This window comes from Cellulomonas sp. 73-92, assembly GCF_001898175.1.
Taxonomy (GTDB): Bacteria; Actinomycetota; Actinomycetes; order Actinomycetales; family Cellulomonadaceae; genus Cellulomonas.
In genome coordinates this window covers 198117-222492 of record NZ_MKTH01000013.1, presented here as the reverse complement: position 1 = coordinate 222492, position 24376 = coordinate 198117, and the positions used below count along the sequence as shown (strand labels likewise).

Annotated in this window: 22 protein-coding genes and 3 tRNA genes (1 of these 25 running past the window's edge); 21 read left to right on the top strand and 4 right to left on the bottom strand. The window is 73.4% G+C overall.

The annotated features are described in order from the left end of the window. The 8 genes from serS to BGO37_RS07675 all read left to right on the top strand — a co-directional run. On the top strand, positions 1-988 hold the 3' portion of the coding sequence (gene serS, locus BGO37_RS07710; RefSeq protein WP_291753655.1) for a serine--tRNA ligase. 290 nt of this gene lie to the left of the window's left edge; the window shows 988 of its 1278 coding nt (coding positions 291-1278); the start codon falls outside the window, past its left edge; it ends in the stop codon at positions 986-988. A gap of 85 nt (positions 989-1073) precedes the next feature. After that, positions 1074-1871 (top strand): HAD family hydrolase, encoded by a 798-nt coding sequence (locus BGO37_RS07705; RefSeq protein ID WP_291753654.1) that lies wholly within the window; start codon positions 1074-1076, stop codon positions 1869-1871. Positions 1872-1928: 57 nt separating this feature from the next. Beyond that, a complete protein-coding gene (locus BGO37_RS07700) occupies positions 1929-2957 on the top strand; it encodes a LacI family DNA-binding transcriptional regulator (RefSeq protein WP_291753653.1) in 1029 nt (342 codons plus the stop codon). A 185-nt stretch (positions 2958-3142) separates the two neighbouring features. Further along, positions 3143-4528 carry an ABC transporter substrate-binding protein gene (locus tag BGO37_RS07695; RefSeq protein ID WP_291753652.1) on the top strand — a complete coding sequence of 462 codons (1386 nt, stop codon included), beginning with the start codon at positions 3143-3145 and terminating at the stop codon, positions 4526-4528. A 130-nt stretch (positions 4529-4658) separates the two neighbouring features. After that, positions 4659-5681, top strand: coding sequence for a carbohydrate ABC transporter permease (locus BGO37_RS07690; protein ID WP_291753651.1), 1023 nt, complete (start codon positions 4659-4661; stop codon positions 5679-5681). Continuing rightward, complete coding sequence (locus BGO37_RS07685) at positions 5678-6619, top strand: carbohydrate ABC transporter permease (RefSeq protein WP_291753650.1); 942 nt, start codon at positions 5678-5680, stop codon at positions 6617-6619. The genes BGO37_RS07690 and BGO37_RS07685 overlap by 4 nt, the downstream gene beginning before the upstream one ends. A 49-nt stretch (positions 6620-6668) precedes the next feature. Continuing rightward, positions 6669-7508, top strand: a complete 840-nt coding sequence (locus tag BGO37_RS07680) for an EamA family transporter (protein WP_291753649.1) — start codon at positions 6669-6671, stop codon at positions 7506-7508. 114 nt (positions 7509-7622) lie between these two features. After that, a complete protein-coding gene (locus tag BGO37_RS07675; RefSeq protein ID WP_291753648.1) occupies positions 7623-8465 on the top strand; it encodes a hypothetical protein in 843 nt (280 codons plus the stop codon). Position 8466: 1 nt separating this feature from the next. Here BGO37_RS07675 and BGO37_RS07670 read toward each other — a convergent pair whose 3' ends face one another. Both BGO37_RS07670 and BGO37_RS07665 read right to left on the bottom strand, forming a co-directional pair. Continuing rightward, entirely contained in the window at positions 8467-9012 is a 546-nt protein-coding gene (locus BGO37_RS07670; RefSeq protein WP_291753647.1) for a bacterial proteasome activator family protein, read from the bottom strand. Between the two features lie 46 nt (positions 9013-9058). Continuing rightward, positions 9059-10027: an NAD(P)H-quinone oxidoreductase gene (locus BGO37_RS07665; RefSeq protein ID WP_291753646.1), complete on the bottom strand. Its 969-nt coding sequence runs from the start codon at positions 10025-10027 to the stop codon at positions 9059-9061. 181 nt (positions 10028-10208) lie between these two features. Here BGO37_RS07665 and BGO37_RS07660 point away from each other — a divergent pair, with 181 nt between their 5' ends. The 11 genes from BGO37_RS07660 (at position 10209) to BGO37_RS07610 (ending at position 20223) form a co-directional block, all read left to right on the top strand. Next, positions 10209-14240, top strand: a complete 4032-nt coding sequence (locus BGO37_RS07660; protein WP_291753645.1) for an ATP-binding protein — start codon at positions 10209-10211, stop codon at positions 14238-14240. A gap of 82 nt (positions 14241-14322) precedes the next feature. Further along, a complete protein-coding gene (locus BGO37_RS07655) occupies positions 14323-14772 on the top strand; it encodes a roadblock/LC7 domain-containing protein (protein WP_291753644.1) in 450 nt (149 codons plus the stop codon). 13 nt (positions 14773-14785) lie between these two features. Further along, positions 14786-15163, top strand: a complete 378-nt coding sequence (locus BGO37_RS07650) for a DUF742 domain-containing protein (protein WP_291753643.1) — start codon at positions 14786-14788, stop codon at positions 15161-15163. Then, positions 15144-15767 (top strand): ATP/GTP-binding protein, encoded by a 624-nt coding sequence (locus tag BGO37_RS07645; protein ID WP_291753642.1) that lies wholly within the window; start codon positions 15144-15146, stop codon positions 15765-15767. Before BGO37_RS07650 ends, BGO37_RS07645 begins: the two co-directional genes overlap by 20 nt. A gap of 50 nt (positions 15768-15817) precedes the next feature. Beyond that, positions 15818-16267, top strand: a complete 450-nt coding sequence (locus BGO37_RS07640) for a hypothetical protein (RefSeq protein ID WP_291753641.1) — start codon at positions 15818-15820, stop codon at positions 16265-16267. Between the two features lie 41 nt (positions 16268-16308). Further along, a tRNA-Ser gene (locus tag BGO37_RS07635) sits at positions 16309-16393 on the top strand. A gap of 100 nt (positions 16394-16493) precedes the next feature. Next, entirely contained in the window at positions 16494-17246 is a 753-nt protein-coding gene (locus BGO37_RS07630) for a phosphatase PAP2 family protein (RefSeq protein ID WP_291753640.1), read from the top strand. Positions 17247-17293: 47 nt separating this feature from the next. Next, positions 17294-18562, top strand: coding sequence for a threonine/serine exporter ThrE family protein (locus BGO37_RS07625; protein WP_291753639.1), 1269 nt, complete (start codon positions 17294-17296; stop codon positions 18560-18562). A 47-nt stretch (positions 18563-18609) separates the two neighbouring features. Then, positions 18610-18698 (top strand) — tRNA-Ser (locus BGO37_RS07620). A 67-nt stretch (positions 18699-18765) separates the two neighbouring features. Further along, a complete protein-coding gene (locus BGO37_RS07615) occupies positions 18766-19242 on the top strand; it encodes a nitroreductase family deazaflavin-dependent oxidoreductase (RefSeq protein WP_291753638.1) in 477 nt (158 codons plus the stop codon). A 33-nt stretch (positions 19243-19275) separates the two neighbouring features. Continuing rightward, the gene (locus tag BGO37_RS07610; protein ID WP_291753637.1) at positions 19276-20223 is read left to right on the top strand and encodes a ribokinase; all 948 of its coding nucleotides are present in this window, start codon (positions 19276-19278) and stop codon (positions 20221-20223) included. 10 nt (positions 20224-20233) lie between these two features. Here BGO37_RS07610 and BGO37_RS07605 read toward each other — a convergent pair whose 3' ends face one another. After that, positions 20234-21508 (bottom strand): glycosyltransferase 87 family protein, encoded by a 1275-nt coding sequence (locus BGO37_RS07605; protein WP_291753636.1) that lies wholly within the window; start codon positions 21506-21508, stop codon positions 20234-20236. Between the two features lie 179 nt (positions 21509-21687). Between BGO37_RS07605 and BGO37_RS07600 the strand changes: the two genes are divergently transcribed. Next, a tRNA-Arg gene (locus BGO37_RS07600) sits at positions 21688-21760 on the top strand. A gap of 53 nt (positions 21761-21813) precedes the next feature. On the opposite strand, the gene BGO37_RS07595 is transcribed toward BGO37_RS07600, so the two are convergent. Next, positions 21814-22437 (bottom strand): methyltransferase domain-containing protein, encoded by a 624-nt coding sequence (locus BGO37_RS07595; RefSeq protein WP_291753635.1) that lies wholly within the window; start codon positions 22435-22437, stop codon positions 21814-21816. 196 nt (positions 22438-22633) lie between these two features. On the opposite strand from BGO37_RS07595, the gene poxB reads away from it, so the two are divergent. Continuing rightward, positions 22634-24355: a ubiquinone-dependent pyruvate dehydrogenase gene (poxB, locus tag BGO37_RS07590; RefSeq protein WP_291753634.1), complete on the top strand. Its 1722-nt coding sequence runs from the start codon at positions 22634-22636 to the stop codon at positions 24353-24355. Positions 24356-24376 lie beyond the last annotated feature (21 nt).

The window sequence follows — 24376 nt, the reverse complement described above, 5'->3', positions numbered from 1 at the left end:
GCTCGCCCGCCGCATCGGCAACGTCGTCGAGCCCGGTGTGCCGGCCGGTGGCGAGGACGACTACGTGGTGCTGGAGCACGTCGGCACGCCGCGCGACTTCGCCGCCGAGTACGGCCCGGACTTCCGGGTCCGCGACCACCTCGAGCTCGGCGAGCTGCTCCGCGCGATCGACACCGAGCGCGGCGCCAAGGTCTCCGGTGCGCGGTTCTACTACCTGACCGGCGTCGGCGCCCGCCTCGAGCTCGCGCTGCTCACGGCGGCCCTCGACCGCGCGCTCGCCCACGGCTTCACCCCGGTCATCACCCCGACGCTCGTCAAGCCCGAGATCATGGCGGGCACCGGCTTCCTCGGCGCGCACGCCGACGAGATCTACCGCCTGGAGGCCGACGACCTGTACCTGGTCGGCACGTCCGAGGTCGCGCTCGCGGGCTACCACTCGGGCGAGATCATCGACGTCTCCGCCGGCCCGGTCCGCTACGCCGGCTGGAGCGCCTGCTACCGCCGCGAGGCCGGCTCGTACGGCAAGGACACCCGCGGCATCATCCGCGTGCACCAGTTCCACAAGGTCGAGGCGTTCAGCTACACGACGGTCGAGGACGCCGCCGACGAGCACCGGCGCATCCTCGGCTTCGAGAAGGAGATGCTGGCGCTGACCGAGCTGCCCTACCGCGTGATCGACGTCGCGGCGGGCGACCTGGGCTCGTCGGCCGCGCGCAAGTACGACTGCGAGGCGTGGCTGCCGTCGCAGGGTCGCTGGCTCGAGCTGACGTCGACGTCCAACTGCACCACGTTCCAGGCCCGCCGCCTGGGCATCCGCGAGCGGACGTCGGAGGGCGAGGTCCGCACGCTCGCCACGCTCAACGGCACCCTGGCGACCACGCGGTGGATCGTCGCGATCCTGGAGAACCACCAGCAGGCCGACGGCTCGGTCGTCGTGCCCTCCGGCCTGCGCCCCTACCTGGGCGGCCTCGAGGTGCTCGAGCCGTGACCGTCCGCGTCGATACCCTCGCGCCGCGTCGACAGCCGGGACCGTCGACGTCACGCGCAGGTGTCGACGCCGCGGGGGACGCGCTATGACCCGCGCCCGGCTCCTCGCGCTCGACGTCGACGGGACCGCGATGTCGTACGGCGGGGTCGTGTCCGACAGGCTGCGCGCGGCCGTCGCCGACGTCGTGGCGGCCGGCCTGCACGTGGTCCTCGCGACCGGCCGCTCGCTGCGGGCGGCGAAGGACGCCGCCGACGCTATCGGCCTGAGCACCGGCTGGATGGTGTGCTCCAACGGCGCGGTCGTCGCCCGCCTCGACCCCGACGAGCCGACCGGCTACGACGTGACCAAGGTGGTGACGTTCGACCCGGCACCCGCACTCAAGGTCCTGGTCAGCGAGCTGCCGGGCGCTCTCTACGCGGTCGAGAACCTCGGCGTCGGCTACCTGGTGACGGCGCCCTTCCCCGACGGCGAGCTGTCCGGCGAGATCCAGGTGGTGCCCTTCGCGACGCTGTGCGCGGCGCCCGCGAGCCGCGTCGTGATCCGCAGCCCGCACGCGACGCCCGACGAGTTCCACCAGCTCGTCGACCGCGTCGGCCTGCGCGAGGTCTCGTACGCCGTCGGGTGGAGCGCGTGGCTCGACCTGACGCCGGAGGGGATCTCGAAGGGGTCCGCGCTCGAGGAGCTGCGCCAGAAGCTCGGCGTCGAGCCCTTCGCGACGGTCGCGATCGGGGACGGCCGCAACGACGTCGAGATGCTGACGTGGGCCGCGCGCGGGGTGGCGATGGGCCACGCCGACGAGCCGGTGCGCGCCGCGGCCGACGAGGTGACGGGCACCATCGACGACGACGGCGCCGTGGCCGTCATCCGTTCGCTGCTCGTCTGACCTGCGGATCCGGGCCGATGTGCGCCCGATGATGGTGCAAACGCGGCTACAGGGAGCATGCTGCGCAACGTGGTGGAGCACGGCATCGGCGACGTCGCCCGCGCTGCGGGCGTCTCCACCGCGACCGTCTCCAGGGCCCTGCGCGGCCTCCCGAACGTCACCCAGGCCACGCGGATGCGGGTGCTCGCCGCGGCGCACGAGCTCGGCTACGTGGGCTCGCCGGCGGCGGCGTCGCTCGCCAGCGGGCGGACGCGGACCATCGGATTGCTGACGCCCTGGGTGCGCCGCTGGTACTTCGCGAACGTCGTCGACGGCGCGGAGCGCGCGCTGCGCGAGACCAACTACGACGCGCTGCTCTACCGGTTCGAGGTCTCGCGCGGGGAGCGCCGCCGGGTGGACCCGTCCGTGCTCCGCCGCCGTGTGGACGGCATCCTCGTCGTCGGCCTGCCCATGGGCTCGAGCGAGGTCGACGACCTCGTGGCGCTCGGGCAGCCGCTGATCTTCGTCGGCTCGGGCCCGCCGGGGCACCTCACGGTGCGGCTCGACGACAAGCGCGCGGGGCGGGAGGCCACGGAGCACCTCCTGGCGCTGGGGCACCGGCGGATCGGGCACGTCACGGGCGACGTCGACGCGATGAGCGAGTGGGCCCCCGGCGCGGACCGCCGCACGGGCTGGCGCCAGGCCATGCGAGCGGCGGGACTGGCCCCGGACGAGCACGTCGTGGTCCAGGGAGACTTCCAGGTCGACGCCTCGCGCGCCGCGAGCACCGCCCTGCTGCGCGCGCACCCGGACCTCACGGCGATCTTCGCGGCGTCCGACGAGATGGCGATGGGTGTGGTGCTCGCCGCCCGGGACCTCGGGCTTCGGGTGCCCGAGGAGCTGTCGGTCATCGGGATCGACGGCCACGAGCTGGGCGAGCTCATCGGGCTAACGACCATCGCGCAGCCCGTGCAGGCCCAGGGCACGGCGGCGGCGCAGCTGCTGCTCGCCATGATCACCGGCAGGCCCGCGCCCGACCAGGTGATCTTCCCGACCGAGCTCGTCGTCCGGACGTCCACCGCGCCGCCGCGGCCGGCGGCTGACTGAGACCCGCCTTCGGCGACCGCGCCGAGCCCAGGTCGCGGCCGCCCCCGAGACCCCGGCGTGACGAAATCGTGACGTGCCGAACCTTGACGCCCCGGGGGCGCGCGATGTCACAGTTGGATCGCCATGTAAGCGTTTGCAAGCAAGGCCCCTGTCGCATCGATGAGGTTGTGGCCGGAAGGACGGACATGAAGCGAAACGCACGATTCGTAGCAGTGGCGGCGGGTGTGGCAGCTCTCGCCACGGTGGCCGCGGGGTGCAGCAGCGGTGGTGGCGGCGGCACCCCCACCAGCTCGGCTGGGGGCGGCAACACACCGGCCGCGCTGACCGGTGACTGCGCGCCCTACTCGGCGTACGCGGGGCACAGCGGCTCGACCGTCACGATGTTCGGGTCGATCCTCAGCCCCGAGTCGGACTCCCTGAACAAGTCCTGGGCCGACTTCACGCGCTGTACCGGCATCACCATCCAGTACACCGGGTCGAACACGTTCGAGTCGGACCTGCCGGTCAAGGTCAACGGTGGCAACGCGCCGAACCTGGCGATCATCCCCCAGCCCGGTCTGCTCGCCCAGATGGTCGCGACCGGCGCCGTGAAGAAGCCGCCGGCCGGCACGGTGGCCAACGAGGCGAACTGGAACGACGCCTGGAAGAGCTACGGCTCGGTCGACGGCACGTTCTACGCCGCCCCGATGAGCGCCAACATGAAGTCCCTCGTGTGGTACTCGCCGAAGTACTTCAAGGACAACGGCTTCACCGTGCCCACCACGTGGGCCGACATGATGAAGCTCTCCTCCGACATGGCGGCGAAGATGACCGGCGCGGCCAAGCCGTGGTGCGGCGGCATCTCGTCCGGCACCGCCAGTGGCTGGCCCGCCACCGACTGGCTCGAGGAGGTCGTCCTCGGCACCTACGGCGGCCAGGTCTACGACGACTGGATCAGCCACAAGGTCAAGTTCTCCGACCCGCAGATCCAGACCGCGATGAAGACCGTGGCCGACTGGCTGCAGAACCCGGCGTGGGTCAACGGCGGCGTCGGCGACGTCAAGTCCATCGCGACCACCACGTTCCAGGCCGCCGGCCTGCCGATCCTGCAGAACCAGTGCGGGATGCTCCAGCAGGCGTCGTTCTACGAGGCGCAGTGGCCCAAGGGTACGAAGGTCGCCGCGGACGGCGACGTCTTCGCCTTCAAGCTGCCGGCCGTCGACCCGTCGATCAAGACCCCCGTCGAGGGCGGCGGCGAGTTCGTGACCGCGTTCTCCGACGACCCGGCGGTCCAGGCCGTGCAGAACTACCTGTCGAGCCCCGAGTGGGCCGACAGCCGTATCAAGGTCGCACCCGGCTGGGTGTCGGCCAACGAGAAGGTCGACCAGACCCTCTACACCGACCCGATCGACCAGCTCTCCGCGAAGTACCTGGCCGACCCGACCGCCACGTTCCGGTTCGACGCCTCGGACACCATGCCGGCGGCCGTCGGCTCCGGCGCCGAGTGGACCGGCATGGTCGACTGGTTCGGCAGCGGCAAGTCGGCAGCGGACGTCGCCAAGGCGATCGACGCGGCCTGGCTGACCAGCTGAATCCCGCTGCACCCTGTGCAGTGACACCTGAGGTGCTCCGGCCCGTGGGATGCGTCCCGCGGGCCGGAGCATCTAGGTTGAGCACACCGGTGGAACTCTGGTCGTTGGTGGACGGACAAGGGAGTCTGCGGTGACCGCTTCACACGTCGTCATGGCGTCGAGCGTGGCGGGCCAGGCGGCCACCACCCTGCTCGGCGTGATCGAGGCCGTCGGTGGCTTCGTCGCCATCCTCTTCATCGTGTTCTACGTCGCGGGGCGGGCCACCGGTCGGCTGCAGAAGCCGATCGCGCTCATCATCTGCCTCGTCCCGGCGCTGTTCCTCGTCGCGCTGGGCCTAGTCATCCCGGCGATCACGACCATCAACAACAGCCTGACCAACCAGCAGTTCCTCGGTCAGCAGAAGATCAAGTACATCGGGCTGAAGAACTACGTCTACGCGTTCACCGACCCGGCGACCCAGCAGACGATCCTTCGCACGGTGCTGTGGCTGCTCATCGTCCCGGTCGTGTCCGTCGGCGTCGGGCTCCTCGTCGCCCTGCTCGTCGACCGCATGAAGCACCCGTCGGCGGCGAAGACGATGGTGTTCCTGCCCACGGCGATCTCCTTCGTCGGCGCGTCAGTGATCTGGCGGTACGTCTACGACTACAAGGACCCGTCGCTGCCGCAGACCGGCCTGCTGAGCCAGGTGGTCATCGCCCTCGGCTGGCGCAACCCGCCGAACTGGATGCTCACCGCCCCCCTCAACACCTTCCTCATGATGGTGATCCTCATCTGGATCCAGGCGGGCTTCTCGATGGTGGTGCTCGGGGCCGCCCTCAAGGCGATCCCGGAGGAGGTCATCGAATCGGCCCGGATGGACGGCGCCTCCGGGTGGCGCCTCTTCCGCACCATCCAGGTCCCGATGATCCGCGGCACCCTCGTCGTGGTGCTGACGACGGTGATGATCACCACGCTCAAGGTGTTCGACATCGTCTTCACCATGACCAACGGGAACTTCAGCACGGACATCCTCGCCCGCCGGATGTTCTCGGACATGTTCGTCACCAGCCAGGTCGGCCGGGGCAGCGCCCTCGCGGTGATCCTCTTCATCGCGGTCGTGCCGCTCGTCTTCTACAACGTCCGCGTGCTGCGCCGGGAACGGGAGATCCGATGACCACCGTCACCACGTCGACCGACGTCGCGAAGCCGCTGCACGGCGCCGAGGCGGTCAAGGCGGTCCGCCGCCGCTTCAGCACGCCGATGGCCTCGTTCTTCGCCGTGCTCATCGGCCTGCTGTGGACCATCCCGACGCTCGGGCTGTTCATCAACTCGTTCCGGTCGAAGCAGGACGCTGCCACCACGGGCTGGTGGATGTTCTTCGTCCACCCCACGTTCAGCCTCGACGGCTACAACCAGGTGCTCACCGGTAGCGGCGGCATGCTCATCCCGCTGGTGAACTCGCTGGCGATCACCATCCCGGCGACGATCATCCCGATCTTCATCGCCTCGATGGCCGGCTACGCGATCGCGTGGCTGCCGTTCCGGGGCAGCGACGTCATCTTCTTCGGGATCTTCGCGCTGCAGGTGGTGCCCCTGCAGATGGCCCTCGTACCGCTGCAGCAGTACTACGTGCACGGCCTGCAGATCGCCGGGGTGACTATCCTGCCGTCGCCGCACATCAACGGCACGCTCGCGCAGATCTGGCTCTCGCACACGATGTTCTCGCTGCCGCTGGCCGTGTTCCTGCTGCACAACTTCATCGCCCAGCTGCCGAACTCCGTCATGGAGGCGGCGCGCATCGACGGCGCGTCCCACCTGCGGATCTTCCGGTCGATCGTGCTCCCGCTGTCGATGCCGGCGATCGCCTCGTTCTCGATCTTCCAGTTCCTCTGGGTGTGGAACGACCTCCTGGTGGCCAAGGTGTTCGGTGGCTCGGACCCGACGATGCAGCCCGTCACAGCCCGCATGCAGAGCCTCGTCGGCAACTACGGCGCCCACGCGGAGCTGCTGGCGCCGGCCGGGTTCGTCACGATCGTCGTGCCCCTGATCGTGTTCCTCGCGCTGCAGCGCTACTTCGTCCGCGGCCTGCTGGCGGGGTCCGTCAAGGGGTAGCGCCCGACGAACGAACGGCGGGGCGGATGCCGGCCGCTAGCCTGGGCCGGTGCCCGCCCCGCTGCTGTTCGTCCTCTCGGGGCTGACCCAGTACGTGGGCGCCGCGGTGGCGGTCCGGCTGTTCGGGACGCTGCCGCCGACGACGATCGCCTGGCTGCGCATCGCCATCGCGGCCGTGATCCTGCTCGGCTGGGCGCGCCCGTGGCGGGCGCGGCTGCGGGGCCGTCGGCTGGCGACCGCGGCGCTGTTCGGCGTGGTGCTGGCCGGCATGAACGTCTCCTTCTACATCGCGATCGCGCACCTGCCGCTGGGCACCGCGGTGGCCGTGGAGTTCCTCGGGCCGGTCAGCGTCGCCGCGGTCACCGGCCGCGGCTGGCGCGACCGCGCGTCGATCGGCGTCGCACTGGTCGGTGTCGTGCTGCTCGCGGGAGTCAGCCTCGGGATGGGGCCCGGGGCCCGGGTCGGCCTGCTGGCGATCCTCGCCGCGGCCGTGCTGTGGGCGGGGTACATCGTCCTCGGCCGGCGGGTGGCGGGGCAGAGCGGCGGCCTGGCGGGGCTGGCCGTGGGCATGGCGACGGGTGGCGTCGTGTTCGCGCCGTTCCTCGCCGGGCGCGCGGCGCCCGTGCTCGGCGACTGGCGGCTGGCGCTGGCGGTCGTCGCCGTGGCGGTGTGCTCGTCGGTGATCCCGTACGGGATCGAGCAGGTGGTGCTCCGCCGCGTGCGGGCCGCGACGTTCGCGGTGCTGCTGGCGCTGCTGCCGGTGTGCTCGGCGGTGGTGGGCGTGCTGGTGCTGCGCCAGCTGCCGAACGCGGCGGAGGTCGTCGGGATGCTGCTGGTGTGCGGCGCCATCGCGCTGACCGGCCGCCCGGACGAGGCGCCGCCGGGCTGAGGAATCGCCCGGGAACGACCCCACGGGACCCCCGCCCCGTGCCACGATGCCTACGCCCGACCATGTCGTCGGGCTGCGCGCCGGCGTCCCGGCGCCCGAGTCGGGGGGCTCCACATGATGCGGTCGCGTCGTCTTCTGCTGGGTTCGTCCGTCGTCGCGCTCGCGGCCGGGCTGGCCGCGTGCGGCACCTCCGCACCGCCCGCCGCCGTCCCGACCAGCCAGGCGCCGGCGACGAGCGCGGCACCGTCACCCTCGCCCACGCCGACACCGACCGGGGTCATCGAGCTGACCGCCGACACGTTCGTCGGGGCGCTGACGAAGGCACAGGCGTCGCTGCCGGCCATGAGCGCCACGTTCGACATGGCGGTCACCTCCGCGGGCACCACCATGACGGCCACCGGCGCGCTGCGCGCCACGGCCGGCGCCACGCCGGAGCTGGCGATGACCATGACGGTGCCGGGCTCGACCACCGGCATCGACATGCGCCTGGTCGGCGGCGTGCTCTACATGAACATGGGAGAGGTGACGGGCGGCATGTTCGTCGCCGTCGACCCCGCCAGCGATCCGTCGACCGGGGTCCCCATGCCCACCGACGTCGACCCCGCCAGCAGCGCCAAGGACCTGCAGGGCGCGATCCTCTCGGTGACGAAGGTGGGCGAGCCGCAGCAGGTCGGCGGGGCGCTCACGCAGGCGTTCGACGTCGTCGTCGACCTGTCGAAGGTGACCGGCACGACCCGCCAGACCCTGGACGACGCCCTGAAGCAGGCGACGGCGGCCGGCGCGACGCTGCCGCCGATGCTCACCTACCACTACTGGATCGACGCGGACGGTCTGGTGCGACGCGTCGCCTACGACGCCCTCGGCACGTCGACGCAGATGACGTTCAGCGGGTGGGGCGAGCCGGTCGACATCCAGGCGCCGAAGGCCGACCAGATCGCCAACCTCGACAAGTCGTGAGCTAGAGGTACTGCCCGGGGCTCCGGCGCTCGTCGTCGTCCTCGGCGCCCTGAGGCGCGGGCACGACGAAGGTGCCGGGGGCCACCTGACGCGCGCCCGGCGGCAGCGCGCGGCGCATCTGCGACAGCTGGGCCTGGGCCGCCATCTGCTGGGCGACCAGCGCCGTCTGGATGCCGTGGAACAGGCCCTCGAGCCAGCCGACGAGCTGGGCCTGCGCGATGCGCAGCTCGGCGTCGGACGGCGAGTCGCTGGTGAACGGCAGGGTGATCCGCTCCAGCTCGTCGATGAGCTCGGGGGACAGCCCGTCCTCCAGCTCGTGCAGCGACCGCGCGTGGATCGCGGCCAACCGGGCGCGGGCGGCCTCGTCGAGCGGCGCGGAACGCACCTCGTCGAGCAGCTGCTTGATCATGGTGCCGATGCGCATGACCTTGGCCGGCTGCTCCACGAGCGAGCCGACCCCCTCCTGCTCGTCGACCTCTGCGTCGGCGACCTCGGGGGTCGCCTGCTCGTCCGGTCCCTGCGTCGCGTCGTCGCTCACCCTTGGCATTCTGCCGCCCGCGGGTCGCGGGCGCCGCCGGTTACGCCGCGGACCCCTACGGGATGAGGAGGATCTTGCCGAACGCCTCGCCGGCGGCCATCGCACGGTGCGCCTCGGCGGCGGCCGCCAGCGGCAGGCGGGCGTGGACCACCGGGCGGATGCGCCCGGCGGTGACCATCGGCCACACATGCTCGCGGACGTCCGCCATGATCGTGAGCTTCTGGGCCAGCGGTCTGGACCGCAGCGCCGTCACGACGAGGGCGGCGCGCTTGTCCATCATGAGACCCAGGTCGAGCTCGCCCCGACGGCCCTTCTGCAGCCCGACGATCGCCAGCCGCCCGTCGGCGGCGAGCATCGTGAGGTTCTCCGCCAGCGCCGCGGCACCGACGACGTCGAGCACGATGTCGACTCCGCGCCCGTCCGTCGCCGCCAGCACCGCCTCGACGAGGCCCGGCGCGCGATGGTCGACGACGACGTCGACGCCCAGCGCGGCGACGCGGGCGCAGCGCTCGGGACCGCCCGCCGTGGCCAGCACGCGGGCACCGGCGGCCCGCGCGAGCTGCACCGCGACGGTGCCGATGCCGCCGGACCCGCCCCGGACCAGGACGGTGTCACCGGCCTCGAACCCCGCTCGTGCGAGGGTCGACCACACCGTCGCCAGCGCCTCGGGCAGCGCGGCGGCGTCGACGAGGTCCGGTCGGTCACCCACGGGCAGCGCCAGCCCCGCCGGGACGGCGACCCGCTGCGCGTACCCGCCCCCGGGCAGCAGCGCGGCGAGGCGGTCACCGACCGCCCACCCCGCGACGTCCGCACCGACGGACACGACCGTGCCGGAGACCTCGAGGCCGGGCCACGGCGGCGCCCCCGGCGGGGGCGGGTACAGGCCGGCCGCCTGGAGCAGGTCCGCCCGGTTGACGCCCGCGGCGGCCACCTGGACGAGCAGGTCCGCGCGACCGGCCTCCGGTTCGGGGACCTCGGCGAGGGTCAGGGGTTCACCCGGAGCGGTGACGACGATCGCGCGCACCACAGCAATCTAGGGCGCGAAGCCGCAGGACGAGCCGGACGAACCGGACGCCGACCGTTCCGGTGCGGGTGACGTACGTGGCAAACTCCCCGCGGGGACTCATGGTGCATCGGCCACGAGCCGATTGGACCGAACGGGGGTCTCCCAGGCCGCAACCCGCGGCGCTGAGGAAGGAAACGACATGCTGAGACGTCTGGGCATCCGCGCCAAGGTTCTTGCGGTCCTCGCGGTGCCGATGCTCGTCGTCCTCCTTGCCGGTGCGTTCATCTCGTGGGAGTCGGTCCGCAACCTGCAGACCGCCCAGAACGTGCGCCACGTCGTCGCCACGACCTCCGCGTCCGTCGCGCTCAACAACGCGCTGAACAACGAGCGTGCGCTCTCCCTCGTCGGCGGCACGGCGGACGAGATCAAGGCCGCTCGGTCGACGACCGACGCGGCGGTCGCGGACTTCCTCCCGAAGATGAACGCGATCGACCTGTCCAGCTTCTCCGCAGCCGCCGCCGGCGACGTCGGCCAGGTGCGGCGCGACCTGACGGACCTGCTGCCGAAGGCGCGGCAGGAGCAGGACACCAACCAGACGGCCCTGGTGCGCTCCGACTACGGCAGCCTCGTCGACGACCACGTCGTGCTGCTCGACGACCTGGCGAACCAGATCGACAACCGGCTCGTGGCCTCGTACATCTCGGCGTACACCGACGTCGCCCGCACCGTCCGGGGCCTCGTGCAGGAGGAGATCGACGGGCATGCGCTGCTGGCCAACGCCTTCCCCACCGCGGCCCTCGGTCAGTCGTACACCGCCCTGTCCAACGAGACCGAGGTCTACCGCGAGGCGGCGCGTGCTTCAGTCGCCGGACTGGGCATCGGCCTGGCGCTGCCCGGCGGCGACCCGAACGCCGGGTTCCAGAAGGACCGGCTGCTCATCGGGACCGGCGACGCGCTCCAGATGTCCTCCGTCACGCCGAAGTCCTTCGAGGACGAGATCACGGCCCAGTGGACGAGCCTCACCGACGTCTCGGACAACGTCCTCAGCGCGGCCCAGGCCACGACCTCCGACGCCATCAGCGCCGCCCAGCAACGCGCCTTCCTCACCGGCGGCGTCACGATCCTCGCGGTCGTCCTGTCCTTCTTCCTCGCGCTCGTGATCGCTCGGACGATCGTCATCCCGCTGCGACGCCTGACGGCAGCGGCCACGGACCTCCGCGAGGAGCTGCCGCGCCTGGTCGAGCAGGTGCAGAGCCCCGGCGACGGGCCGCAGATGACGGCGCCGCAGATCCCGGTGACGTCCCGCGACGAGGTCGGCCGCCTGGCCGGCGCGTTCAACGCCGTCAACCTGACGACCTTCCAGGTGGCGCAGGAGCAGGCGGCCCTCCGCGGCTCGATCGCCGAGATGTTCGTCAACGTCGCGCGCCGCGACCAGGTGCTCCTCAACCGGCAGCTGTCCTTCATCGACTCCCTGGAGCGCACGGAGGAGGACCCGCAGGCGCTGGCCAACCTCTTCCGGCTGGACCACCTCGCCACCCGGATGCGCCGGAACGCCGAGTCGCTCCTCGTCCTCGCCGGCATCGACTCCGGCCGCCGGCTGCGCGACGCGCTGCCGTTGTCCGACGTCGTGCGCACCGCCTCCTCCGAGATCGAGCAGTACGACCGCGTCGAGCTCGACCTCCAGGCCGACCCGCACATGCTGGGGTTCAACGCGCTGCCCGCAGCCCACCTCCTCGCCGAGCTGCTCGAGAACGCCACGGTCTTCTCCGAGCCCGAGACGCCCGTGGTCGTCACGACGGCCGTCGCGGGGGCGCACGTCGAGGTGCGCATCGCCGACCAGGGCCTGGGCATGTCCGAGGACGAGCTCGCCGCGGCCAACGAGAAGATCGCCGCGACGTCCGCCGGCGACGCCCTCGGTGCGCAGCGCCTCGGGCTCTTCGTCGTCGGCCGCCTGGCGCAGCGCCTCGGCGCCGAGGTGCGGCTCCGCAAGAACACCCGCGGGGGGACCGGCACCGAGACGGTGGTCCGGTTCCCCGCCACGCTGTTCCAGTCGACCGAGGCGTCCCCGCTCGGCGTCTACGGCGACCTCGCCGCCTCGGAGGAGCCCGCGGCGCCGGTCGTCTCCGAGGTCGACCTCGCCGCCCTGACGGAGGGCGTCACCGAGCAGGGACTGCCGCGCCGGCGCGCCGCGCTGCCCGCGCGCCCCGTCCGTGCCGCGTTCGACGAGGACTCGATCGTCCTGCCCGACGTCACGGCGAGCGTCCTGCCGGCAGAGCTGAGCGCCGCGGGCGGCGACTGGGCCCCGCTCGTCGTCCCCGACCAGTACGGGGCCGGCACCGCGACCGGCGCGGAGCTGCCCAGCCGGCAGCCCGCCGCGTCGGCACCGGGCACCCCCGCCGCCGACGGCGTCGGCCGTGCCCCCGCGATCGCCGACCCCGCGGCACGTGCCGGCATGTTCGCCGGGTTCCGCGGCCGCAGCGACCTGGCACCCGTGCCCGCCCCGGCCGAGCCGGCGGAGCCCGAGGCCCCCGCGCTCGTCGTCCCGGGCCTCGCGCCCGACGAGGAATGGGCTCCCGGTCAGGTGGCGGCCAGCTTCTGGACCCTCGAGGAGCCGCTGGCGCAGCCGGCCGCGACCGACGAGGCCCCGACCTGGTCGTCGGCCGTGGCGACCGAGCACGCCCGCGACGAGTTCGTCCCGGCGTCGTTCACCCCGCAGCCCCCCACCGCCGAGGCGCCCCTGTTCGACCGTGCGGCGAGCGAGCCGTGGGCCGAGGCCCTGGCGGCCGAGCAGCCCGCGCCCGCCGAGCACGTCGAGCCGTCGGTCCCCGTGGCCGCGGCGGTCGCCGCGACGGAGGAGGCCACCGCCGAGCGGTGGACACCGCCCGAGGTGGACCTCGCGCAGTGGGCGCTGCCCGTCACGGACGCCCCGGCGTTCGAGCCCCAGCCCGACGCGTTCTCCGGCCTGTCCGGATGGAGCGCCGCACAGGGCGCCGACACCGTCGAGGACGCGCCCTACGCGCCCTTCGGCCGGTCGCTCGACGAGGCCCAGGCCTGGGCGACCGGCGCCCTGCCCGTGGTGCCCGAGCCCGCGGGATTCCCGGGGTCGGACCCCGTCGCTGCGTTCCCCGAGCCCGGCGACGACCTCGTCGAGTCGTCGACCTGGCCGGACTGGAACGCCGACGCCGAGCCCTGGAGCGTCCCGGCGCTCGAGGAGGACCACGTCGCGTCGAACGGCGCCGCGACGGAGCTCCCGCCCGTCGTCGAGGTGCCCGACCTCGCGGTCGACGCCTCCGCGCCCGCCGCTGAGACCTTCGCGCCCGCCGCGGCCGAGCTTGCCCCCGAGCCTGACGCGGCCGAAGCCGCCGTGCCGCCGGGACCGTTCGACGAGGCGGAGCCGACCGACCTGCCGGTGACCCCTTCGTGGGCGCCCACCGTCGCCACCGAGTCGTTCCACGAGCTGGTGCGCGGCGGCGACGAGGGTCACGCGCGCCGGCGTGGGTGGTTCGGACGCCGCAAGGAGCGTGCCGTCCCGGCGCCCGCGGCGGTGGCTCCGACGCCGCCGGCCGTCCTCACTCCGCCCGTGCCGGTCGTCGCGCCGGCGCCCGCGCTGCCTGTCCGCTCGTCCGCCTGGGCCCCCGCGGCCGGCACGACGGCGCCCGAGGCCTTCCCGCGGCACGAACCGGCGCCCGTGCCGGTGGCGGCCGCCCCCGCCCCCGCCCCCGTCGAGCCCGTGCCCGCACCGGCGGCCCCCGCCGCACCGGCCGTGGCGTCGAGCTGGGCGCCACAGGGCAGCTGGACCCCGCCGGTCGCCACGACGCTGCCGAACGGTTCCGCCGGCCCCGGCACGGCGTGGTCGGCACCCGAGTGGGCGACCGCGCGCACGTCGTCGTCGACGGGCCCGGCCGCGACACCGGCGGGCGCCCCGGAGCACACGCCCGGCCCGCGCATCGGCACGCTGGACGACGAGGTCGCCGCGATGCTCGCACTGCGCTCCGACATCCAGGAGCAGGCCCTGTCCGAGCTCAGCCAGCTCTCCGCGTACCGGCCGCAGGTCGTCGCGGGCTCTGACCGGCTCACCCGGCGCGTGCCGACGGCCGTGCCGCAGGCCCCGGACATCGTCGAGTCGACCGCCGAGCGCGACCCCAACGAGGTGCGCTCGCGGCTCGCCAGCTTCCAGTCCGGCACGGCCCGCGGTCGCCGCGACGCCGGGCGCGACGAGGAGACCTCATGACGTCGTCAGCAGCATCGAGCACCCGTCGGGTGCGCGCCAAGGACGCAGCCTGCCCCCGCTGCTGCGTCGTGAAGGAGGAAGTGTGACCGCGCTCAGCACCGAAGCCGCCAACTTCGGGTGGCTCCTGGACAACTTCGTTCGCACCGTGCCCGGCACGCGCCACACGCTCGTCGTCTCCGCTGACGGCTTGCTCATGGCCATGTCCGAACAGCTGGACCGCACCAGCGGCGACCAGCTCGCGGCCATCGTCTCGGGCATGTCGAGCCTGACCCGTGGCGCGTCCCGTCAGCTGCAGGCGGGGGAGGTGCGCCAGGCGATCGTCGAGATGGACAACCTCTTCCTCTTCCTCATGAGTGTGTCCAACGGATCGGTCCTCGCCGTGGTGGCAGACTCCAGCTGCGACGTGGGCCTCATCGGGTACGAGATGGCGATGCTCGTGGCCAGGACCGAAGCGACCCTGACGCCCCAGCTGATCAGCGAGATGCGTGGCCAGCTGCCGGTGGACGGCGCCACCAGGTTGACCCAAGGCTGAACGGGAGCCCTTGATGGCAGACCACGTCGAGTACGAGGCGAGGACGGTCCGGCCGTACGCCGTGACCGGGGGCCGTGTGAAGTCCTCGCGAGCGGACCTCCCCCTGGAGGCCCTCGTCGAGCTGATGCCGGGTGCCGTGGCGGGCACCGGGCTGCCGCCCGAGCGACGAGCGATCCTGCACCACGCCGCCGCCGGCTACATCTCGATCGCCGAGCTCTCGGCGCTGCTCCACCTTCCCCTCGGCGTCGTTCGCGTCCTCGTGAGCGACCTCGCGGACCAGCAGTACGTGCGGGTGCACTCGTCGCAGCCGCTCGACGTCCAGACCGGTCAGTCCCCCGCCCTGTCCCTGAGCGTGTTGGAGAGTGTTCTCAATGGCATCGCAGCCCTCTGACGCCCCGATGGCCGCTCAGCCCGGCGCCGGCACCGTGGCCCCCACCGTCGTCAAGATCGTCGTCGCCGGCGGCTTCGCCGTGGGCAAGACGACCTTCATCGGGTCGATCTCCGACATCGAGCCCCTCAACACCGAGGCGGCGATGACCGAGAAGTCGGTCGGCATCGACGACGCGGGCCTGGTGTCCGACCGCAAGACGACCACGACCGTCGCCATGGACTTCGGCCGCATCGCCCTGCCGGGCCACCTGTGGCTCTACCTCTTCGGCACGCCTGGTCAGGACCGGTTCCTCTTCATGTGGGACGACCTGGTCCGGGGCGCGATCGGCGCCGTCGTCCTCGTCGACACCGACCGCCTGGACCAGTGCTTCCCGGCCGTCGACTACATGGAGAGCCGCGGCATCCCCTTCGTCGTCGGCGTCAACTGCTTCGACGGCATCGCCAAGCACTCCCTCGAGGACGTGCGGGCGGCGCTGGCGATCCCGGACCACGTGCCGGTGCTCTACACCGACGCGCGCTCGCGGGCCGCCACGAAGCAGGCGCTCATCGCGCTGGTGCAGCTGGCGATGGCCCGGCTCCGGGCCGGCGCCGCCTCCGCCCGCTGACCCCCCGGACGGCCGTGTGAGCGGCGGTGCCGATCGGCGAGGATAGGGCGGTGCCCCTGACCCCGTCGCCCTTCGCGGGGCGCGGGGTGCCTGCGGTGTACGTCGACGGGTCGGCGCTGTCGCAGTACCTGCCGGACGCGCCGTTCCGCGCCACGTGGCTCGCGTGGGTGGACGGTCGCCGGCTGGTCACGAACCCTGTCGGCGTGACCGAGCTGCACGGCATCGCCTTCGCACGGGGTGCGCAGGCGCGGGCGGTCGCGCACGCGGTCGAGCAGTCCGTCGAGGTGCTCCGCTTCACGGACCAGGCACTGCAGACCGCGTCGCACGTGTCGACGGCCCTCTCGTCGTTCGTCGCGCTGCACATCGGCACGGCGGTGGCCGATCCCGACGTCGAGGTCGTCGCGACGTACCAGCTCGACCTGGCGCGCGTCGCCGCGCTGTACCGGCTGGCCGTCGTGTCGCCCGGATGGCCCGACCGCTGGTGGGAGAACGTGTCCTGACCCCGAAGGGCGTGCCCGTGGCTGGTACCGTCCGGTCACCGGGAGGGCTGGCTGAGCGGCCGAAGGCGACGGTCTTGAAAACCGTTGTTGCGCGAGCAACCAAGGGTTCGAATCCCTTGCCCTCCGCCCACCTTCACCATGCCCACACCGGGCGCAACGCGGGTACCCACGCCGCTCACAGGTTGCTGCGGTCGGATGCCCGCGTGACGACCGAAGGACGAGCCGCGTGACGGCCGGGACGAACGCCGCGACCACCTCGATGCTCGCGCGCGCCCGCGCCGCGGCGACCCCCGCCAGGACGGCCGTCACCGCGGCGGTCGCCGTCGCGCTCGCCAGCATCGTCGCGGTCGGGTCGCTGCTGGACGGGATCGGCGAGAACGGCGACGCCGCGACGCTGGACCGGCCGACGCTGACCTGGTTCGTCGCGCACCGGGACTCCGCGCTGACGGCCGTGGCCCGCGGGTTGAGCACGGTGGGAAGCCCCGGGGTGCTCCTCGGCGTCGCCGTGCTGGCGCTTGCGGTCCTGGCCTGGCGACGGCGGTTCGACGAGGCGCTGCTGTTCGCGTTCGCGTTCGGCGCCGCGGAGTCGATCGCGCTCGTCCTCAAGCACGTCGTCGGCCGCCTGCGGCCCCCGGCCGTCGACGTCGTCGGGCCGGCGGAGACGACCCTGTCGTTCCCGTCCGGCCACACGATCGGCACGGCCGCCCTGGCGCTGGTGATCGCCTACCTGTGGTGGCGGCGCAGCCCCGGTGTCCGCCGCGCGCTCGTCGGCCTGGGTGCGGCCGCGCCGGCGATCGGCGTCATGGCCGCGTCGCGCCTGTACCTCGGCGACCACTGGCTGACCGACGTGCTCGGCTCCGTGGTCCTCGCGGTCGGCGTGATGGGGCTCGTCGTGCTCGGCGACCTGTGGCTGCGGCGCCACGGGCCGGCGTGGTTGCGGCCCGCCGGGGCGCCGGGGACGGTGACCACGCGGCCCTAGGCCGTTGGCCTGGCCGAGTCGTCCGACGAACCGTCATCATGGTCGTCGTGCCGCTGCAACCGGATGACGAGGAGCTCGACCTCATCCGTCGCTCCGGCGTCGTGCTGCGGGTGGGCCGGCTGTCCCTCTCGTCGGGCACCGGCTCCTACCGGGTCAAGGCCTCCATGGCCCGGGTGGCCGCGGCGCTCGGCATCGACCGCCACGAGGCGCACGTCACCCTCACCGAGATCACGACGACGAGCCACCGCGGCCGCTCCTTCCGCACCGAGGTGCTCGAGGTGCGCAACATCGGCGTCAACACCGACCGGCTCGCGGAGCTGGAGTGGCTGGCGCAGCGCGTCGAGGCCCGGGACGGCTGGACCGTCGAGCAGGTGCACGACGAGGTCGACGCGATCGAGCGCAAGGCGCCGCTGTACCCGGTGGTCCTCAATGCGTTGTGGGCGGCGATCGCCTGCGCCGCCTTCGCGTTCCTCAACAGCGGCGGCCCGGTCGAGATCCTCGGCGCGTTCGTCGGCGCGTTCCTGGGGCAGGGGCTGCGGCGGATGGCGCTGCACCGCGGGTTCAACCAGTTCGGCGTCGCGATGGTGGCGGCCGCCGTGGCCAGCGGGGCGTTCCTCGGCTTCGTCGAGCTGGTGCACCTGGCGGGCCTGACCACCGGTGTCCACGAGGCGGGGTACGCCTCGGCGGCGCTCTTCCTCGTGCCCGGGTTCCCGCTGGTCACGGGCGCGCTCGACCTCGCGAAGCTCGACTTCTCCGCAGGCCTCGCGCGCCTGACGCACGCCGTGATGATCCTCATCTCCGCGGCGTTCGCCGTGTGGGCCGTGTCGATCATCGTCGGGCTGTCGCCCGACCCGCCGCAGCCGCTGGCCCTCGGCACGGTGGCACTCGTGCTGCTCCGGGCGGTCGCGTCGTTCGTCGGCGTGCTGGGATTCGCGCTGATGTTCAACAGCCCGTGGCGGATGGCGCTCGTGGCGGCGCTCGTCGCCACGGTGCCGAACGTGCTGCGCATCGCCGGTGTGGAGCGCCTGCACTGGCCGCCGCAGGCCGCCGCCGCGGCGGCAGCCTGCCTCGTCGGGCTGCTGGCCGCCTGGATCGCGCCGCGGCTGAACATCCCGCGGATCACGGTCTACGTCCCGGCGGTGACGATCATGGTGCCCGGCGTGCCGGCCTACCGGGCCGTGTTCTACCTGTCGAACGGGGACATCACCAACGCGATGTCGTACGGCGTCACCGCGGCGCTCATCGTGGCGGCGCTGGCGATCGGCCTGGGGATCGCGCGGATGCTCACCGACCGCGAGTGGGGGCTCGAGCACTGAGGGTTTTGTTCGGTGCCGCCTGGCGCCTGTAGCCTGTCCCCCGTCTTGGAGACGTCGCATAGTGGCCTAGTGCGCGGCCCTGCTAAGGCCGTGTAGGGGGTTACCCCTACCGTGGGTTCAAATCCCACCGTCTCCGCTCTTCTCTAGGCGTCCGACCCGCGAGGCCGCGCGTCGGCATCGCGCCCGTGCCTACCATCGGCGCCATGCCGACCCCGCCGCCCGCGTGGCTCAAGCGCGTCTACGCCGTCCCGCAGCTGCTGTACCGGGTGGGGCTCGGCCGGCTGGCGGGGCACCGGTTCCTGCTGCTGACGCACACCGGCCGGCGCACGGGCGCCCACCATCACGCCGTGGTCGAGGTGGTCCGGTACACGCCCGCCACCGGCGAGGCCGTGGTGCTGGCCGGGTACGGGCCAGGCTCCGACTGGTACCGCAACGTCCGCGCCGGCGGCCCGGCCTGGGTGGACTTCGGGCGTGGGCCTCGGCCGGCGCAGGCCCGCGCGGTGCCCGCCGACGAGGCGGTCCTCGCCCTGGCTGCCTACGAACGTCGCTACGGGGTGCTCCGGCCCCTGCTGCACCGCGTCCTGTCGGCGTTCGCGGGCTTCGAGTACCGCGGCACGGACGAGGACCGGCGCCGCGCCGTCGGGGCGCTGCCGATGCTCGCCCTCACGCCGCGCCGCTGACCGGCACCGATACGCTCGCGGCAGGAGGCCTGGATGGACGCGCATGTCGTGGTGCTGGGGAGCGCCAACCTCGACGTCACGCTCACCGTCGCGCACGTGCCGGCGGCGGGCGAGACGGTGCTGACTCCGACCGCGCCGCTGCGGGCGGCCGGCGGCAAGGGGCTCAACCAGGCGATCGCCGCCGCGCGGACGGGCGGCGCCCAGGTGACGCTCGTCGGCGCGGTCGGCGACGATGGCGACGGGCGCTTCCTCGCCGATCGGCTGAGCGCCGCGGGCGTGCACCCGATGCTCCGCCTCGACCGCACCCGCGCGACCGGCCTGGCGCTCGTCCTCCTCGAGCCGGGCGGCGAGAACCGGATCGTGGTGGCGTCCGGCGCCAACCTCGCCCTCGACGACATCACCCCCGCCGAGGCCCGCGAGGTGGGCGTGGCCGACGTGCTGCTCATGCCGGCCGAGACGCCGGTGGCGGGTCTCGTCGAGGCGGCGCGCGCGGCGCGCGCGAACGGCACGCTCGTCGTCCTCAACGCCGCGCCGGTGCCGGCACGCGTCGCCGACCTGGTCCCCTTCGTCGACGTGCTCGTGGTCAACGAGTCGGAGGCGCTGGCGGTCCTGACCCTGCTCGCGCCCGACGAGGCCGTCGGTGACCTCGGCGCCCCGCCGCACGAGGATGCCGTGGCCGAGCGGCTGACCGGGTGGTTCGGCACCGTCGTCGTGACGCTCGGTGGCCGCGGGGTGCTGTGGGCGCGGCCCGGCGAGGCCACGCACCGGGTCGCCGCGTTCGACGTCCCCGTGGTCGACACCACCGGCGCCGGCGACACGTTCTGTGGCGCGCTGGCGGCCGCCCTCGCCACGGGGGTGGACGCCGCGGCCGCGATCGGGCGCGGCGTCGCCGCCTCGGCCCTCGCGGTGCAGCGTCCGGGCGCCTCGTCGGCGGTCCCCACGCGCGCCGAGGTCGACGCCCTGCTCGCGACGCGCCGCTGACCGGTCTCGGTCAGCCCCGGGAGGGCATGGCCGGTGACCCGGTCGGCACCGACGCCGCGGGGACCAGCAGCTCCGCCCGCGCCTGCGACCACGTCGGCGCGGCGTGCGGGCCGGGCGCCCGCCGACGGCCGCGCAGCGCGAGGCCGAGGAGCGCCACCGGGTACAGCAGGTAGCCAGCGCGGCTCGTCGGGAGCACGAGCATCGCTGCGGTCAGCGCCAGCGCGAGGAAGGCGGCGGTCCCGGTGAGCGTGCGCGGCGGGCGCCGGACGAGCGCGACGAGCAGCGCCGCCGCGACGACGAGCATGAGCGCGTAGCCGACGAGCTTGGCCGTCGGGCCGGCATGGGACAGCAGCACACCGGGCGTCGGCGAGTCCGCCGGGGAGGCGAACGTGCTGCTCGCCATCGGGAAGCCGGCGGCCTGGGCGACCATCGCGGAGGCGGTCGGCCCGACGAGCACCGGCAGCGACACCCCGACGACGACGGCGGTGGCGTTCGCGACGAACCGCCCGGCGTGCCGCCAGCCCCACCGGGCGACGACGAAGGCGGCGATCACCGCCACCGCGGGCCAGGCCGAGGCCTTGAGGGCGCACGCCACCCCGAGGGCGAGGCCCGCCTGCGAGAGGCGGCCGCGTGCCGCCAGGGCGATCGACAGGCACAGCAGCCCGACGACCGGCAGGTCGTGGCCGCCGACCGACGCGTGCAGCGCGAGGAACGGGGTGGCGAGCAGCGCCCAGAGCACCGGCTCGGTGCCCCGGGCGCGGCGGGCGAGGCGGTCGGCGGCGACGAAGCACACGCCGAAGACGAGCAGGAACCACCAGCGCGGATCGCCGAGCCCGATGTTCGGGAGCACCAGGCGCGGCAGCCCGAACAACGACATCAGCGGCAGGTACGGGTTGACGTCGTACGTCGTCATCGGGTGGGCGAGGTAGGGCGAGCCCGTGTCGACCAGGAGCCGGGCGGAGCGCTCGACGACGCCGACCTCGGGCTGGGAGATGCCCGCCACTACGAGCACGACGGTGGGGAGCAGCACCGAGCCGGCGGCGGCGACCCGCACGCCGGTGATCGGCCGGCGCGTGCGGAGGGTGGCGATGCCCGCCACGAGGTAGCCGGCCGTGGCCAGCAGGCCCCACACGCGGTGCGCCGTCTGGTCGGTGACGACGGCCATGCCCACGGCGATGAGCGCGCACACCGCGCACGCGGCCGCGACGCCCAGGTACGCGGGGGTGCGCTCGAGCCACGTGACGACCGTGCGTCGAGCAGCCTCGAACCAGCGCCGGTACGGCACCGGGCGCCCCCTTCGTCATACCGGTAGGACCGAAGGCGACGCTACCGCCTGCCGTGGCGCGAAACCGGCGGTCGTCGCGGAATCTCCACACGGCGCCGACGTGGCGATGGTCACGCGATCCGGTTTGGGGCGCGCTGCCGCTGGCCTGTATCCTCTCCGATGGCCCGTCCGCGGGCCACGCGCCCGTAGCTCAATGGATAGAGCATCTGACTACGGATCAGAAGGTTGGGGGTTCGAGTCCCTTCGGGCGCGCGTCGGGAAGGGCCCGGTCGATGCGTCGACCGGGCCCTTCCTGGTTCTCCTGGTCAGATCTCCCGGACGCCGCGGACGGCCTGCGACGCCGGGCTGCCCAGCACCGAGGCCGTGACGTCCGTGAAGCCCGCCTTCTCCATGAGGAGACGGGCATCCGCGGCGCTCCAGCGCCACTGGCCCCACGCGTCGACGGAGCCCGACGCCTTCTCGTCGTGCAGCGCGTCGCAGGCGGCCACCACGGCACGCCCGCCGGGGCGGAGCACGCGGTGCATCTCCTCCAGGGCCTTCAGCGGGTCCGGGACGAACTTCAGGCAGAACATCGAGGTGACGACGCTGAACCGCCCGTCGGGCCACGGCAGCGCCGCGACGTCGCCCTTGACCAGCTCGGCCGTGCCGGCCGCCAGCCGGTCCGCCAGGCGCCGGCGGGCGACCTCGAGCTGCAGGTCGGAGGCGTCGAGGCCGGCCACGTAGCGGGCCTCGCCGGCGTGGGACGCGAGCAGGACGGCCGAGCCGCAGCCGACATCGAGGACCTCGTCGTCCGGCCGCAGGTCCAGCGCCGCCGCCATCGCGGCGTAGTTGCGCCGGTTGATGCGGACCATGAGGCGGCTGCCGATCCTGCCGGTGCGGCCCACCGGCTTCCCGAAGAACCTCCAGTAGAACTGCGCCCGCCGAGTCATGGTGGCCTCCTGCCCGGGATCGCGGTCCATCCCGCTGCGACCCCGGCGCGGGCCCGACGGCCGAGCGGCCGCGGCGGGGGCTCCCGCTGCCCGCCACGCTAGGGATCCGGCGTCGGGTTCGCGACGGACCTGGGACCTAGGGACGTGGCGCGAGCCCCGCGTGGCGCGCGGGCCGGGACCGCACGACGATCGCTCCATGGCCACCGTCGCGAGGAACATGGTCGACACGCTCGCCGCCAGCGGGGTCCGGCGGGTCTACGGGATCCCGGGGGACTCGCTCAACGGGTTCACCGACGCGCTGCGTGACTCCGGGATCGACTGGGTCGAGGTCCGCCACGAGGAGGCGGCCGCGTTCGCCGCCGGTGCCGAGGCGGCGCTCACCGGGGAGCTCGCCGTCTGCGTGGGCAGCTGCGGGCCGGGCAACCTGCACCTCATCAACGGCCTGTACGACGCGCAGCGCTCGCGCGTGCCGGTGCTGGCCATCGCCGCGCACATCCCCACCTCCGAGATCGGCAGCGGCTACTTCCAGGAGACGCACCCGACGGAGATCTTCCGGGAGTGCTCGGTGTACGTGGAGTACGCCGCCTCCCCGGTCCAGATGCCACGGATCCTCACCACGGCGATGCGGGCGGCGGTCCAAGGCCGCGGGGTGGCGGTCGTCGTCATCCCCGGCGACGTCTCGCTGTCGGACGCGGTGGGGACCGCCGTCACGGCCGTGCGGGCGGCGCACCCGCGGGTGGTGCCGTCGGACGACGAGCTCGCGCAGGCGGCGGCGCTGCTGCGGAAGGCGAAGCGCGTGACGATCCTCGCCGGCGCTGGCTGCGAGGGCTCCCACGACCAGCTGATGGCGCTCGCGGACATGCTGGCGGCGCCGATCGTCCACACGCTGCGCTCGAAGCAGTTCGTCGAGCCCGACAACCCGTACGACGTGGGCATGACCGGGCTGCTCGGGTTCGCATCCGGCTACCGCGCGATGGACGCGTGCGACACCCTGCTGATGCTCGGCACCGACTTCCCGTACCGGCCCTTCCTGCCGGAGCAGGCGACCGTGATCCAGGTGGACGTCCGCGGCGAGCACCTCGGCCGGCGCGTGCCGCTGGCGCTCGGGCTCGTCGGCGACGTCGCCTCCACCCTCGACGCCCTCCTGCCGCTGCTGCACCGGGTGCGGCACCGCGCGCACCTGCAGGACTCGCTCGCCCACTACGCGACCACGCGCGCCAAGCTCGACGACCTGGCGACGCCCCGCCGGGGTGAGCAGCCGCTGCACCCGCAGTTCGTCGGCCGCCTCGTCGACGAGCTGGCCGACGACGACGCCGTGTTCATCCCGGACGTCGGCTCCCCCGTCATCTGGGCCGCCCGGTACCTGTCCATGAACGGGCGCCGCCGGCTCATCGGCTCGTTCGTGCACGGCTCGATGGCCAACGCGCTGCCGCAGGCCGTCGGCGCCGCGTGCGCCTTCCCCGGGCGCCAGGTGGTGGCCCTCTCCGGCGACGGCGGCGTCGCGATGCTGCTCGGCGAGCTGCTGACGCTGCGGCAGCACCGGCTGCCGGTCAAGGTCGTCGTGTTCAACAACTCGTCGCTGAACTTCGTCGAGCTGGAGATGAAGTCCGCCGGGTTCGTCACGACCGCCACCGGGCTGGACAACCCCAGCCTGGCGGCGTTGGCGGAGGCCGCCGGGCTCAAGGGCTTCCGGGTGGAGCGATCCGACGAGCTGCACGACGCGCTCCAGGCCGCGTTCGCGCACGACGGCCCGGCGCTGGTGGACGTCGTCACGGAGCGGCAGGAGCTGACGATCCCGCCCTCGATCACGCTCGAGCAGGCCAAGGGCTTCGCGCTCTACGCGATGCGCACGCTGCTGTCGGGCCGTGGCGACGAGCTGCTCGACCTCACGCGCGCCAACCTGCGGCAGGTGTTCTAGTCGCACCCCGGGCGGGTGCGA